Here is a 14,508-nt window from a genome sequence, read left to right on the forward strand (position 1 = left end):
GGCGCCCCGCGGGCGCCGGTCAAACAGCGGGGATTAATGCAGCTCAGGCCAGTAATCTTTGTTGGCTGCAATCAGGTCGTCGAGGATCGCTTTCGCCACCGAGGCGCTCGGTACGGTTTTCGACAGGGTAATCGCCTGCCACAGCTTGTGGTAAGAGCGCTGTTCCCAGGCATCGACCACCAGTTTTTCCACTGCTACCTGCTGGCTCATCATCCCTTTCTGGAAGTGCGGGATGTCGCCAACCGTCAGCGGTTCCGGTCCGTTGTGACCCACCAGACAAGGGATCTCCACCATCGCGTCAGCGTCAAAGTTATGGATCGCGCCGTTGTTTGGCACAATCAGCAGCATCCTTTCCTGCGTGTTAAAGGCGATGGCCGTCGCCAGATCGACGATATACGACGCATGCTCGTCAATCTCCAGATCGCCAGCGGTGGATTTCCCGGCGGCAATAATCGCCCGGCAGGCGCTGAAGACGTTCTTCTCCCGATGATCCATTACCTCATTGGCGCGGGTACGCTCAGGGTTGGAGTGAGCCACCACGTAGTCCGGGAACAGATAATATTTCAGGTAGGTGTTCGGCATGGTCTGCGGATCCAGCGCCTGCACGTCTTTCGCTTTAGCAAAGGTATCGTTCCAGCTGGCCTCGGTGTGCGGATCGTTAGAGGGTGGCACATAGCCATATTTCGCCACATATTCACGCAGTTTCGGCATCAAATCGTTGCCGTCGAGGTCCTCAATCGATGTCCACCAGCCGAAGTGATTGAGGCCGTAGTAGCGCACGCGCATCTGTTTGCGATCTTTGAGGCCGACAATCTGTGCCATCCGCCCTTCAATGCCGATCGGCATATCGCAGATATTGAGGATTTTGGCGTTCGGCCGCAGACGTCGGGTGGCTTCCGCCACAATCGCCGCCGGGTTGGAGTAGTTAAGCATCCAGGCGTTCGGCGAATATTTTTCCATATAATCCACCAGCTCCAGCACGCCGCCGATAGAGCGCATACCGTAGGCGATCCCCCCCGGACCGCAGGTCTCCTGGCCCAGCACGCCGTGGCGCAGCGGGATTTTCTCATCCTGTTCACGCATCGGATATTTACCGACGCGGATATGCGCCATGACGAAATCAACATCGGTAAACGCCGCCTGCGGATCGGTGGTATAGCTGAACTCAATCTCCGGCGCCTGCTCTTTGAGGATCACTTTGCACGCCTCGGCGATGGTCTCCTGACGCGCGCCGTCGTTGTCGTAAAATTTCAGCGACCGCAGCGGAAAACGATCCTGGTTTGCCAGCAGCATCAGAACAATGCCCGGGGTGAAGGTGCTGCCGCCGCCTGCGATAACAACTGAGAATTTTTTCATGATACTGCCTCCGTCATGGTGGTATGTTCGGTCGAAAGAGAATCTTTCATCAGGTTTTCCAGCTGGTCGCGCACCTGGGGAACGTGCAGGCCGACGATGACCTGAATCCCGTTGCCGCGGCGTACTACCCCGTGGGCGCCCAGCGCTTTAAAGACGTCGTCACTTTGCGTTTTCGCCATATCGACCAGCGCGATGCGCAGTCGGGTGGCGCAGTTGTTGATGCTTTCAATGTTGTCGGCGCCGCCGAGGGCCTGCAGGAAGCCAGCGGCCTGACCCAGCCGGGTCTCTGGCGCGGCGGCGGCCGTGGTTTTACCTCGTGCCGCCTGGTAATCGGCCTTGCTGTAGAGCTTGATTTCGCTCTCTTCCCGGCCAGGCGTCTTCAGGTTCAGACGCAGGATCAGGGTGCGGAAGACCACGAAGTAGAGGGCGGTGAAACAGAGGCCGATGCCTATCTGAATGAACATCATCGAGGCGTGGTGATGGAACATCGGGATCCAGTTTTGCGGCAAGAATTGATCGAGCAGGCCGCCGCCGAAATTGCCCACCACGCCGCAGATGTACATCACCGTCGCCATGGTCGCCGCCAGCACCGCGTGAACGGCGAACAGCAGCGGCGAGATGAACAGGAAGGTGAACTCCAGCGGTTCGGTGATCCCAACCAGCATCGCGGTCAGGGTGGCAGGGATCAGCAGGCCGGCGACCTTGACGCGGTTTTCCGGCGCGGCAGTGAAGTAGAGCGCCAGCGCAATCCCCACCGAACCAAACACTTTCGAGTTACCGTGCAGAGCAAAGCCGCCCTCCGGGAACAACGTCTTCAGCGGTTCCGTACTCTGACTGAACGCCTGCAGATGCTCCGCCCAGTAGACCTGCAGACCGCCCTCCACCACCGCCGGGCCAAAGATGAACGGGCCATAGACGAAGTGGTGCAGACCGGTGGGGATCAGAATGCGCTCAAGGAAGATGTAGACCCACACCCCAAGCGCCCCGGCTGAGCGCAGGAAGGCCTGCAGCGATTCAATGCCCAGCTGAACCTTTGGCCAGCCGAGCAGGGTCAACCAGGCGCAGGGGATCATCGCGAGGAAGGCGACAATGACCACAAACGATGATCCCTGAAAGATGCCGAGGAACACCGGCAGGGGTTTATCGAAATAGCGATTGTGCAGGGCCGTCACCAGACCGGAGATGACGATGGCGCCGATAATGCTGGTGTCGAGGGTTTTGATCCCGGCAATCATCGTCAGGCCGCTGCCTGCCGTGGGTTCAACGGAAAAGTCGACGCCGAAGAAGTGGCCCCAGGTCATCCCCATGGCGTTAATAAAGTAGTTCCAGGTGAGAAAACTCACCAGCACCGCCAGACAGGCCCGGCCCTGGGCCTGTTTCGCCAGGCCGATCGGCAGACCGACGGCGAAAATCAGCGGCATATTACGAAAGACGGTCCAGCCGCCCTCTTCAATGATGTGAACGATCTGGGCAAACAGGCTGTCGGGTGCGGTCAGCGCTTCGCCGACGAACATCGGGTTGCGCAGCATGATGGCGATACCGACCACGATCCCGGCAAAAGGAAACAACAAAACCGGAGTAAACATGGCGCCGCCAAAGCGTTGTATTTGACTGAGCATTTGAAAATCCTCATGTAACAACTCGTAGGGTGAGTGGCCTTCTTTTTCTTGATTACCGGCCTGACTCGAGAATAGAAATTTGCCCGTCCGACAACATGTCGCGCCGTTGCGATTCGTGATCCCATTCATGGTTTTAATTTGGCCAAAGTTGTCTACTTCAATAACCAAAGTTAGACATCGATAAGTCAAACAGTGGAATTAACGAAATGAATGAGTATTAATTACTTGTAATAAATCTATTTTTTTAACGAAAAGAGAAGACAGCGACATTCCACTTTCCTGCACAAGAGGACTACTGGTGATATACAAATCCATTGCTGACCGCCTGCGGCTGCGGCTGAATTCCGCCGACTTCGCCATCGGTAGCCCGCTACCGGGAGAGAAAAAACTGGCCGAGGAGTTCGGGGTGGCGCGCATGACTATCCGCAAAGCCATCGACCTGCTGGTGGACTGGGGATTGGTTGTGCGTCGCCACGGCTCGGGGACGTTCGTGGCGCGTAAGGACGTCCATCATGAAACCAGCAATCTCACTGGCCTGGCGGAAGTGCTGCGCAAGCAGGGTAAAGAGGTGGTGAGTCAGGTGCTGGCCTTCGAGGTGATGCCTGCTCCGCCGGCCATCGCCAGCCTGCTGCGGATTAAAATTGATGAACGGATCTACTTCTCACGGCGGGTGCGCTACGTCGATGGCAAGCCGCTGATGCTGGAGGATAGCTATATGCCAGTGAAGCTGTTCCGCAACCTGTCGCTGAGCCATCTGGAGGGTTCGAAATTTGATTATATTGAGAAGGAGTGCGGGATCATCATCAGCGGGAATTATGAAACGCTGACGCCAGTGCTGGCGGACAAGCAGCTGGCGCGCTCAATGAATGTCCCTGAGCAGACGCCGCTGCTGCGTATTACCTCCCTTTCCTACAGCGACAGCGGCGAGTTTCTTAACTATTCCGTCATGTTCCGCAACGCCAGCGAGTATCAGGTGGATTACCACCTGCGCCGCGTCCAGGCGCAAAGCCCGCTAGCTCAGCCCCCAGAACAGCACGGCGAGTAGCTGCGGGGTGATAATCCGCAGGAACATCACCAGCGGATAGACGGTGGCGTAAGAGAGCGCCGCCGCGCCGCTGGTGGCGTGCAGATTGTTGGCGAAGGCCAGCGCCGGTGGGTCAGTCATGGAGCCGGCCAGCATGCCGCACAGCGTCAGATAGTTCATTTTCGCCAGCATGCGCGCGAGAATGCCTACCGTTAGCAGCGGAATGGCGGTGATGAAAATGCCGTAGGCGATCCAGCTCAGGCCCTCGCCCTGGGTCAGAGTGGCGACAAAGTCGCCCCCCGATTTTAGCCCGACCACCGCCAGAAACAGCACGATCCCCAGCTCGCGCAGCGCCAGGTTGGCGCTCGGCGGCATAAACCAGTACAGCTTGCCGATGCTGCCGATACGCCCGAGGATCAGCGCCATAATCAGCGGCCCACCGGCCAGCCCCAGCTTCAGTGCGGCAGGAAAGCCGGGAATAAACAACGGGATAGACCCCAGCAGTACCCCGAGTCCGATGCCGATAAACACCGGCAGCATCTGGACCTGCTGCAGCTTCTGCTGAGCGTTACCCAGTTCGGCGGCCACGGCGTCAATCGCCTCCTGACGACCGACCAGGTTGAGGATGTCACCAAACTGCAGGCTGGCGCTGCTGCTGGCCACCAGCTCGACGCCAGCGCGATTCAGCCGGGAGATCACCACGTCATAGCGCTGTTTGACGTGCAGATCGCGTATTTTCTTCCCCAGCACTTTTTCGTTAGTGACCACCACCCGCTCGACTTTCAGATCGGTGCCGCGCGTCGACAGCGAGGTGGCCACCTCCTGGCCAATCACCAGCTGCGCATTGTGCAGATCCTCCGGTCGCCCCACCAGGTGCAACAGGTCGCCCGCCTGAATAAGGGTGCCCGGAGCAGGTACCATCAACAGCTCACCGCGCTTCAGCCGCGAACAGACGATGTTGTCGCTATTGAGCATCGGCACATCCTGAATCGCCATCTGGTTGAGGTTGGGGTTCTCCACCCGCACGTTAATGGTGTGCAAATGAGCGTGGCCGTTGCCGCTGCTCTCCTCAAACCGCTGGGCCTCTTTCTCCACATTGATGCGGAAGAACAGGCGCACCAGCCACATGGTCAGCAGAATGCCGCAGATGCCGAACGGATACGCCATCGCGTAACTCATCCCCATCTGATCGACCACCTCGAACGGTACGCCGAGATCGCGGAGAATTTGCTGCCCGGCCCCCAGCGCTGGCGTGTTGGTCACCGCACCGGAGAAGATACCGAGCACCACCGGGAGAGGAATATCGAACAGTTTATGCAGCACCGCGGTCACCAGGCCGCCGAGGATAACAATAAGGATAGCGAACAGATTGAGCCGCAGGCCTGAGACCCGCAGCGAGGCGAAAAAGCCCGGCCCCACCTGAATACCGATGGTGTAGACGAACAGGATCAAGCCGAATTCCTGAATAAAATGCAGCATCGGGCTGCTGAGGGCGACACCCGCCTGATCGACAAAGTGGCCGACAATAATCCCGCCAAACAGGACACCGCCAATGCCAAAGCCGACGCCGCGGATTTTGACATTGCCGATCCACAACCCCACTACCGCCACCAGCGCCAGCACGCTGACCGTCAATGCTATCTCACTCATGGTATCGTCCCTGTGAATAACACCATTAACTACAGGGATTATGACCGCTGCCAGACGGGTTGTATGCCGCCTGGCGCACAATACCAGCAAACAGACCGGCACAAAAAAGCCCCGAAAAACGGGGCCTTATCAGTAGGTTACTTTATTAGCTATTTAGCGCCGGTCGTTCGCTGATGGCGATACGCTGCGGGGCAATCTGCTCAGGCTCATTGCGGGTCAGATCGATATGCAGCAGGCCATTGGTGAAGGTCGCGCCAGAGACCTCCATGTTGTCGGCGAGGGTGAAGCTCAGGCTGAAGGCCTGGCTCACCAGCCCCTGGTGCAGCCATGTGGTCTCTTTTTCCGGCTGCTGCGGCGTGCCTTTCACCACCAGACGGGTGCCTTCCAGTTGAATATCCAAATCTTCCTGACGGAAACCGGCCAGCGCAAGGGTAATGCGATAGTGGTTATCGTCGCTTTTTTCGATGTTATAGGGCGGGAAGCTCTGGCTTTCACCGGCGGTTTGCAGGGCGTTGGCCAGTTTGTCAAAACCGATCCATTGACGCAGCAGGGGGGATAAATCGTAGTTACGCATAGTGTTTTCTCCTTCTAAGAAGCGAGTGAATACCTGCGAATTCTGTAAATTCGCATCTGCTCCCTGACGGCGAGCAGGTTGTGACATCAGGCCGCCACGCGGCCTGAAACGGACAATTAGTTGATTTCGATGCGGCGCGGCTTGTTCGCTTCCGGGATCACGCGTTCCAGATCGATATACAGCAGGCCGTTCACCAGGTTGGCGCCGCGGACGTGAATATTTTCCGCCAGCTGGAATTTGCGCTCGAAGTTACGCTCGGCGATCCCCTGATACAGGTAGGTCCGCTCTTTCTGCTCGGCGGCGTGGGCGCCTTTGACGATCAGCAGATTGTCCTGGGCCGTGATCTCCAGCTCGCTTTCAGCAAAGCCAGCCACCGCGATAGCGATGCGATAGTGGTTTTCGTCTACCAGCTCGACGTTATACGGAGGATAGCCGCCGTTGCTCTGGCTTTGATTGTTTTCCAGCAGGTTGAACAGGCGGTCGAAACCAATGGCTGAACGATATAGCGGGGAGAGATCGAAGTTACGCATAGTAAATAGCTCCTGAAAATCAGCGAGAATCAAATGACCTTCCATCGTGGACAGGCCGCGGTAATCCGGAATACCCCTCAGGCGTATTCTCAGTGGGTTACACCTATAAAATGGGTTTCTCCCCGTGCTTTTCAAGGGATTGAGGGCGAATTTTTTTGCAGTTTGCCGATGATTGCTTAGACTGGGGGGAGGAGCACAAAAAGCAAAGTGCGATGCCCGCCACAGTGCGGCGCAATAACGCTATGCATTCACGGGTTGGCCCGATATAACCGCTGAAAGGTTATCTCAACGCCCGAAACGACGATGGAAGAACAATGAAAAGCAGACGACTGTTAAAGCTGGTCCTGTTCAGCGGGATAATAAGCCTGAGCGGTTGCTCCAGCGTAATGTCACATACCGGTGGCAAAGAGGGAACCTATCCGGGCACGCGATCCAGTGCGCAAACGCTGGGAGACAGCGATACCAACTGGGGTGTGAAATCACTGGTGGCGCTGGACATGCCGTTCACCGCCGTCATGGATACCCTGCTGCTGCCGTGGGATATGTTCCGCACCGACAGCTCAATCAAATCACGGGTCGAAAAAAGCGAGAAGGCCACGCTGGCGACCAACTCGGTGATACCGCCAGCGCCGATGCCTGCCCAGTAAGTTATCGTCCGGTCTGTGTGACCCACAGCTGGCGATAACCGTCCACCTCCTCCATCCAGGCAATCTGTTTACCGTCTGGCGAAAAGACGATCGCATCAGCCGAGGGCGCATGCACATGCACCTTGGTTAAAAAGGTGATATCGCCTGTGCTGGCATGGCAGCAGGCAATCCGATCCTCCAGCACAAAGCCCAGCCACTCTCCTGATGGATGCCAGTTAAACGCCGACTGGATACCCGACGCATGATACGTCAACTGACGCGGCTCGCCCCCCTGCGGTGAAATAAGCCACAGCTGCACCACGCCGGCGTCATCGCGCATCAGAAAGGCTATCGCCGTCGCCTGGGGATTGGCGCGCACCCAGTGGCGCGGGACGTTCACCAGTCCCGGGTAGCGGCGATGGTGGGTGAAGGTCAAACGACGCTGACTGACGCCCGCCGGCGGCGCCGGCATTGTGGTTGCGGTACCGGCCAGCGGCGCCCCGCCAGGCTGCTTCCAGCCGGCTTCATCCTGCGGCAGATCGACAATAAACAGCTCAGGCACTTTATCGCCATTTTCCGCCAGGGTATCGCCAATAAACGCCAGCGCATGGTTCCCGACCCAGCCCTCTTCATAGGCGCGATTAATCTCATCGCTGCCCGGCACGGGAGTCGGTGTCGTGCGGCTTACCAGCACGCACCAGTGGCTGCCGCTATATTCGCGCGGATGCTTTCCCTGCGGCGTCACCGGCCCATATGGCGCCGCCACGCCGACGTTGCGCAAGTCCAGCGCCGGGTCACGCTCGTGCAGTACGTGGTCGTTATAGGTAAAGCTGACGAACTGACCGTTGGGGCTATAGACATGGACGTGGCTGCCGCCGCGCAGCGCGCCGGGCGTGTAAGGGGCGGTAATGTCCATGGCGTCCAGATTCTCGACGGCCCCCTGAAAGGCCACCACCCCGCGGCGATGATGAAAATCATACTGCCACTGCGCATCCGGCTGCTCGGGGCCATGAATAAACACATAGCGCTCCTGGGTTGGATGCACGGTCACCACGCCAACGCGCGCGCCTTGCGTGGCATGATAGACGGTCTCCACAGTACCGCTGTTTACGTTCACTCGCTCAATGGTTTCGCCGGTGAACGACGCGCCGGACGGGCGGACGTCGAACACCAGCCACTGGCTGTCGGGGGTCCAGGTGCGGGTGTTAGTGAGCTGGTGGTTGCGAGGGGCAAAGGTAACTTGTTTCATGGCGTGCTGACCGGGCCGATATAAGAGTGGCGTTAGCATACCGCAATCCGCGCGGGGTTGAATGCCCGACAATGTGCTTAAAACGCTTCTCCAACCTGGAAATAGAACCCGCTGCTGCCTTTGCCGATGCCGTAATCAAGACGGATATTGACCCGCGGCTTGAACTCGAAACGATAGCCAACGCCGCCGGTAGGCAGCCAGCGGCCATTGTTCAGCGATGACAGCGACGGCCCCATGGTTCCCGCCCCGACCCAGGCCACAATCCCGTGCCGCCAGGTGAGCTGCCGACGGTATTCCAGTTGGCTGCTAACGACGTTTTTATCCCGGTAGCGCCCCTGATAGTAGCCGCGCATCCGCTCATCGCTGCCCAGCAGAGGCATCATGCTCCACGGTACATCCCCTTGGGTGAAGGCGCCATCGGCCTCCCAGGCGAGCACGCTTTTCTCGCTCAGGGCATGATAATGGCTATAGTGCAGCTGAAATTCATCAAAACGGGTATCGCTGCCTAACCCGGGGGCGTAATGGGTGTAGCGGAAGTTGGCATACTGGCCCCGGCGCGGGTTGGGGACAAAGTCGCGATCGTCCCAGTTGATATCGATGCTGGCGCCAGAGCTGAATACCGACGGTCCCTGTGGGGTACTTTCTATTTTCGGTAAATCGTCGTGGTCCATCTCATCGGTATTCTGCGCCGCCAGCGACCACCCCGCGCCCAGATAAACATTGTCGATCAGTTGCCGGTAGATTGTCGGGCGCAAGGTCAGCACCTGGGCGGTATATTTTTCCTTCTCGTTGTCTTTATCTCCGGCGTGAAAACCCTGCCCCCAGTAGTAAGTCGGGGTATTGGCCATCGACCCTTCAACAAATACGCGCCACAGATCGTTGTCGAAAAAGGCGTAGTTTTTCACGCTGAGGCCAAACGCGCCGGTGGAGCTGGCGTAGCCGCTGAGCGTCAGGGTGGAATTCTGGCTGGTGGTATCCTGCGGATCGGGGCGATACATGCCGACGACCGCGGTGCCGATGCCCAGCCCCAGCTCCGGCGTATAGAACGGACCGGGCATCACGCCCCAGTCGATGCCTTTGCTGGCGTCGAACTTATCGCTGGCGCCGAGATGCTGCAGCCAGCCGTCGATTTTCTCGCGGCTGAGCGTCTCGGCCTGGCTGCCTGTCGGGTAGGCCATCAGCAGCAGAAAAAGGATAAACAGTCGGCTCAAAAGCGATACTCACCGGCGATAAAAAAACTGTTACGTTCGGCAAAGCCAAACTCGGTAGTAATATTGAAATGCTGCGTCAGCTCGTACTGCGCGCCCACCAGTACGTTCCACGGCGACTGCAAATGCTGTTTCACATCGAAGCGACCGTTATTGTCCTGATTGGCCAGATTGACCATATTTTGCAGCATCGGCGACGGCATTGAGAGATCGTTGAGACTGCCCTTAAACTCCTGCTGTACGTCCTGATACATGCTGCCGACCCACAGGTTCAGCTTTCCGGCGGGGAGATGCAGCGTATCGACCGATGGCGTATTGAAACGATAGCCTACGCGTGGCGAAAAGGTAAACGCGTCGATACTGCCGTCGAGGATATCAAAGCGCGTTTGCGTGTAGTTGGCGTCCAGCACGGTAAACCAGTTGCCGACGCCGCCCACCAGGGTGGTGCCCATCCCGTAGGTGGTGCCTTTAAAATCGAGACGAAAGTCGAGATCCTGCATCCCCGGCAGGGGCACTACTTTACCGTTTGGCCCCTTCAGACCAACGGCAATCTGCGAAATCGAATGCCCTTCGGTGTGTCCGACGAGGCCATAAACGTTCATAAATGGCAGCAGCCAGGCATCCAGCTTAAGCGTCTCGGTTTTGCTGCTTTCCCGCGTATTACCGACGCCAATCTGGAAGGCGTTATCCAGCGAGACCGGCCCATTAGCGAAAATGTTATTCACGGCGTGTTTGCAGACAGGATCCTTACCGCAATCGATGTTACGGCCATCCAGCGACAGCCCGGTGAAGTTAATGCTGTCGACATTAATATTCTGCCGCATATCCATATAGTTCATGCTGACGCCGAACGGCAGCGGCAGGACGTAGCCGCGTTTTCTGGCCTCATCGCCTAAAAAAGGCAATATCGCGGTTGGTTCCGCTACTGCGGTCTCAGTTTTTACCGGCGCAGGCAGATCCGCCGGTTCTGCGCCGTGATAGGCGTATACCGGCTCAAGCGGCGCCGTTGATTCCGCGGCCACGCAAATCTGTACAGAGGCGAATGGCAGCGCAACCAACATCAAACGGTGGTATATATTCATGAAAATTATGATGTTAGTGAAGCATGGCGAAAAAGAGGGCGGGTAGCTTATAGAATCCCCTGTACGGAATAAGGGATTTAAATGCGGATTAACATCTGTTCATGAAAAAAGAGAAGATCGGCCCGGACAACGCCGGGCCTGAAGAACGCTTACGCTAAAACGTATTTTTCAATGGCGAAGGCGACGCCATCTTCGAGGTTAGATTTGGTGATGAAGTTCGCCGCTTCTTTGACCGCGGGAATGGCGTTATCCATCGCCACGCCGACGCCGGCAAACTCAATCATCGCGATATCATTTTCCTGATCGCCAATCGCCATAATCTCTTCCGGTTTGATACCCAGCGCATCGGCCAGGGACTTCACGCCAGTGCCTTTATTGACGCGTTTATCCAGAATTTCGAGGAAGTACGGCGCACTTTTCAGCACGGTGTACTTCTCTTTCACTTCCGCCGGGATACGGGCGATGGCCTTATCCAGGATCGCCGGCTCATCGATCATCATCACCTTCAGCAGCTGGATCTCAGGGTCCATTTTTTCCGCTTCACAGAACACCAGCGGGATGGTCGCCACGTAGGATTCGTGGACGGTGTAGTAGCTGATATCGCGGTTCGCGGTGTAGAGCGTGTTGCGATCGAGCGCGTGGAAGTGAGAGCCAACCTCGCGGGAGAGCTGCTCGAGGAAACGATAGTCGTCATAACTTAGCGCGGTTTGCGCAACGGTACTGCCGTCACCGGCCTTCTGCACCAGCGCGCCATTGTAGGTAATGCAGTAATCACCCGGCTGCTCCATATGCAGCTCTTTCAGATAGCTGTGGACGCCAGCGTAAGGGCGACCGGTGGTCAGCACCACGTTGACACCCCGCTCGCGCGCCGCGGCAATGGCGGCTTTCACCGCAGGAGAGATGGTGTGGTCCGGCAGCAGCAGCGTGCCGTCCATATCGATTGCAATCAGTTTAATAGCCATAGGATCCCCGGGTAAGATGAGTCTTCCCTCATGCTAACGCGATTCCGCTCAAAAAACAGTAAAAGTGTCGGGCAGAAAGGGGGATGGAAGCGGGAGCGAAGAATCCCCTTTTAGCAGCAAAAAAAAGCCCGGTCACGCGATGCGACCGGGCTTATACATCCTGTTGCCCCGGTAAAACGCGTTACCGGGAAATACGCGACTTAAATATCGATATTCGCCGCTTTCAGGGCGTTCTCTTCGATAAAGGCGCGACGCGGCTCAACGGCATCGCCCATCAGGGTGGTGAACAGCTGGTCGGCAGCGATCGCATCCTTAACGGTTACGCGTAGCATGCGGCGGCTGTCCGGATCCATGGTGGTTTCCCACAGCTGATCCGGGTTCATCTCGCCCAGACCTTTATAGCGCTGGATGGAGAGACCGCGACGGGACTCCTTCACCAGCCAGTCGAGAGCCTGCTCGAAGCTGGCTACCGGCTGACGGCGTTCGCCGCGCTCGATGTAGGCATCTTCTTCCATCAGGCCGCGCAGTTTCTCGCCCAGGGTGCAGATACGGCGATATTCCGGCCCCATGATGAACTCGTTATCCAGCGGATAGTCGGTATCCACCCCGTGGGTACGGACGCGGATAATCGGCTCAAACTGCTGCAATTCACTGTTCTCACGGACATCAAATTTCCACTGGCTGCCGTGCTGCTCTTTCTCATTCAGCTCGGAAACCAGGGTGTTCACCCAGCGGGTTACCTTCTGCTCGTCAGCCAGATCGGCCTCGGTCAGGGTCGGCTGATAGATAAGCTCTTTCAGCATCGCTTTCGGGAAGCGGCGCTCCATGCGGCCAATCATTTTCTGGGTGGCGTTGAACTCGGCAACCAGTTTTTCCAGCGGTTCGCCCGCCAGCGCCGGCGCATTGGCGTTGGTGTGCAGGGTCGCACCGTCAAGAGCGATAGCGATCTGATACTGATCCATCGCTTCGTCGTCTTTAATGTACTGTTCCTGCTTGCCTTTCTTCACTTTGTACAGCGGCGGCTGGGCAATGTAGACATGGCCGCGTTCGACGATTTCCGGCATCTGACGGTAGAAGAAGGTCAACAGCAGGGTACGAATGTGCGAGCCGTCGACGTCCGCATCGGTCATGATGATGATGCTGTGATAGCGCAGTTTATCCGGGTTGTACTCATCGCGGCCGATGCCGCAGCCAAGGGCGGTGATCAGCGTCGCCACTTCCTGGGAAGAGAGCATTTTATCGAAGCGGGCTTTCTCAACGTTGAGGATTTTACCCTTCAGCGGCAGGATCGCCTGGTTCTTACGGTTACGACCCTGTTTAGCAGAGCCGCCCGCGGAGTCCCCTTCCACGAGGTACAGTTCAGACAGCGCCGGGTCGCGTTCCTGGCAATCCGCCAGTTTGCCCGGCAGGCCTGCCAGATCCAGCGCGCCTTTACGGCGGGTCATTTCACGGGCGCGACGTGCGGCCTCACGGGCGCGCGCGGCGTCAATAATTTTGCCGACCACGATTTTGGCATCGGATGGGTTTTCCAGCAGGTATTCGCTCAGCAGTTCGTTCATCTGCTGTTCTACCGCCGACTTCACCTCAGAGGAGACCAGCTTGTCTTTGGTCTGTGAGGAGAATTTCGGATCCGGCACTTTCACCGATACCACGGCGATCAGACCTTCACGCGCGTCGTCGCCGGTGGCGCTGACTTTCGCTTTTTTGCTGTAGCCTTCTTTATCCATGTAGGCGTTGAGGGTACGGGTCATCGCCGCGCGGAAGCCCGCCAGGTGAGTACCGCCGTCACGCTGCGGAATGTTGTTGGTAAAGCAGTAGATGTTTTCCTGGAAACCGTCGTTCCACTGCAGCGCCACTTCCACGCCGATACCGTCTTTTTCGGTGGAGAAATAGAAGATATTCGGATGGATCGGCGTTTTGTTCTTGTTGAGATACTCAACGAACGCCTTGATGCCGCCTTCGTAGTGGAAATGATCTTCTTTGCCGTCGCGCTTATCGCGCAGGCGGATAGAGACCCCTGAGTTCAGGAACGACAGCTCGCGCAGACGTTTCGCCAGGATGTCATATTCGAATTCAGTAACGTTGGTGAAGGTTTCATGGCTCGGCCAGAAACGCACCATGGTGCCGGTTTTATCGGTCTCGCCGGTCACCGCCAGCGGCGCCTGCGGTACACCGTGCACATAAATCTGTTTGTGGACTTTGTTATCGCGCTGGATAACCAGCTCCAGCTTCTGCGACAGGGCATTAACCACCGAGACGCCTACGCCGTGCAGACCGCCGGACACTTTATAGGAGTTATCATCAAATTTACCGCCGGCGTGCAGGACGGTCATGATAACTTCCGCTGCGGAGACGCCCTCTTCCGGGTGAATGCCGGTTGGGATGCCGCGACCGTCATCCTGTACGGAGACGGAGTTATCGCTGTGGATAGTGACAACGATATCTTTGCAGTAACCCGCGAGCGCTTCGTCGATAGCGTTATCCACAACCTCGAATACCATGTGGTGCAGACCGGTGCCGTCATCCGTGTCGCCGATATACATACCCGGGCGCTTACGCACCGCATCCAGCCCTTTCAGGACTTTGATACTGGAGGAGTCATAAGAATTCGACATCAACGTTTCTCGC

12 protein-coding genes and 1 other annotated feature are annotated in these 14,508 nt (G+C 57.4%); of the genes, 2 read left to right on the forward strand and 10 right to left on the reverse strand.

Features of this window, described 5'->3' with window-relative positions; all coding sequences use genetic code 11:
* Nucleotides 1–33: 33 nt before the first annotated feature.
* Together AS136_RS23470 and AS136_RS23475 are read right to left on the reverse strand one after the other, a co-directional pair.
* Nucleotides 34–1,356, reverse strand: a complete 1,323-nt coding sequence (locus AS136_RS23470; RefSeq protein WP_008806754.1) for a 6-phospho-alpha-glucosidase — start codon at nt 1,354–1,356, stop codon at nt 34–36.
* Nucleotides 1,353–2,975, reverse strand: coding sequence for an alpha-glucoside-specific PTS transporter subunit IIBC (locus AS136_RS23475; protein WP_008806753.1), 1,623 nt, complete (start codon nt 2,973–2,975; stop codon nt 1,353–1,355). The genes AS136_RS23470 and AS136_RS23475 overlap by 4 nt, the downstream gene beginning before the upstream one ends.
* A gap of 298 nt (nt 2,976–3,273) precedes the next feature.
* On the opposite strand from AS136_RS23475, the gene AS136_RS23480 reads away from it, so the two are divergent.
* The gene (locus AS136_RS23480) at nt 3,274–4,020 is read left to right on the forward strand and encodes a GntR family transcriptional regulator (RefSeq protein WP_008806752.1); all 747 of its coding nucleotides are present in this window, start codon (nt 3,274–3,276) and stop codon (nt 4,018–4,020) included.
* Here the strand turns inward: AS136_RS23480 and AS136_RS23485 are convergent.
* The 3 genes from AS136_RS23485 to ibpA all read right to left on the reverse strand — a co-directional run bounded on the left by AS136_RS23485 (nt 3,988) and on the right by ibpA (nt 6,753).
* Nucleotides 3,988–5,649 carry a putative transporter gene (locus tag AS136_RS23485; protein WP_012540259.1) on the reverse strand — a complete coding sequence of 554 codons (1,662 nt, stop codon included), beginning with the start codon at nt 5,647–5,649 and terminating at the stop codon, nt 3,988–3,990. The two genes, AS136_RS23480 and AS136_RS23485, sit on opposite strands and share 33 nt — an antisense overlap.
* A 145-nt stretch (nt 5,650–5,794) precedes the next feature.
* Complete coding sequence (ibpB, locus tag AS136_RS23490) at nt 5,795–6,223, reverse strand: small heat shock chaperone IbpB (protein ID WP_008806750.1); 429 nt, start codon at nt 6,221–6,223, stop codon at nt 5,795–5,797.
* 116 nt (nt 6,224–6,339) lie between these two features.
* Nucleotides 6,340–6,753 (reverse strand): small heat shock chaperone IbpA, encoded by a 414-nt coding sequence (gene ibpA / locus AS136_RS23495; protein ID WP_004151523.1) that lies wholly within the window; start codon nt 6,751–6,753, stop codon nt 6,340–6,342.
* Nucleotides 6,747–6,822, reverse strand: a sequence feature (ROSE (Repression Of Heat Shock gene Expression) occurs in the 5'-region of heat shock genes and acts as an RNA thermometer to modulate expression.). It overlaps the preceding gene by 7 nt.
* 245 nt (nt 6,823–7,067) lie before the next feature.
* Here ibpA and AS136_RS23500 point away from each other — a divergent pair.
* On the forward strand, nt 7,068–7,400 hold the full coding sequence (locus tag AS136_RS23500) for a YceK/YidQ family lipoprotein (protein WP_004151524.1): 333 nt from the start codon (nt 7,068–7,070) through the stop codon (nt 7,398–7,400).
* Nucleotide 7,401: 1 nt separating this feature from the next.
* Here the strand turns inward: AS136_RS23500 and AS136_RS23505 are convergent, their stop codons facing one another.
* The 5 genes from AS136_RS23505 to gyrB form a co-directional block, all read right to left on the reverse strand.
* Nucleotides 7,402–8,628 carry a DUF3748 domain-containing protein gene (locus tag AS136_RS23505; RefSeq protein ID WP_032739014.1) on the reverse strand — a complete coding sequence of 409 codons (1,227 nt, stop codon included), beginning with the start codon at nt 8,626–8,628 and terminating at the stop codon, nt 7,402–7,404.
* A gap of 77 nt (nt 8,629–8,705) precedes the next feature.
* The gene (locus AS136_RS23510; RefSeq protein ID WP_063267047.1) at nt 8,706–9,839 is read right to left on the reverse strand and encodes a BamA/TamA family outer membrane protein; all 1,134 of its coding nucleotides are present in this window, start codon (nt 9,837–9,839) and stop codon (nt 8,706–8,708) included.
* A complete protein-coding gene (locus AS136_RS23515; RefSeq protein ID WP_074158376.1) occupies nt 9,836–10,918 on the reverse strand; it encodes a hypothetical protein in 1,083 nt (360 codons plus the stop codon). The genes AS136_RS23510 and AS136_RS23515 overlap by 4 nt, the downstream gene beginning before the upstream one ends.
* A gap of 149 nt (nt 10,919–11,067) precedes the next feature.
* Nucleotides 11,068–11,880 carry a sugar-phosphatase gene (gene yidA / locus AS136_RS23520; RefSeq protein ID WP_008806746.1) on the reverse strand — a complete coding sequence of 271 codons (813 nt, stop codon included), beginning with the start codon at nt 11,878–11,880 and terminating at the stop codon, nt 11,068–11,070.
* Nucleotides 11,881–12,080: 200 nt separating this feature from the next.
* Nucleotides 12,081–14,495, reverse strand: a complete 2,415-nt coding sequence (gene gyrB / locus AS136_RS23525) for a DNA topoisomerase (ATP-hydrolyzing) subunit B (RefSeq protein ID WP_012540255.1) — start codon at nt 14,493–14,495, stop codon at nt 12,081–12,083.
* Nucleotides 14,496–14,508: the final 13 nt, after the last annotated feature.

The organism is Klebsiella sp. D5A (assembly GCF_001620885.1).
Classification (GTDB): Bacteria; Pseudomonadota; Gammaproteobacteria; order Enterobacterales; family Enterobacteriaceae; genus Klebsiella; species Klebsiella variicola.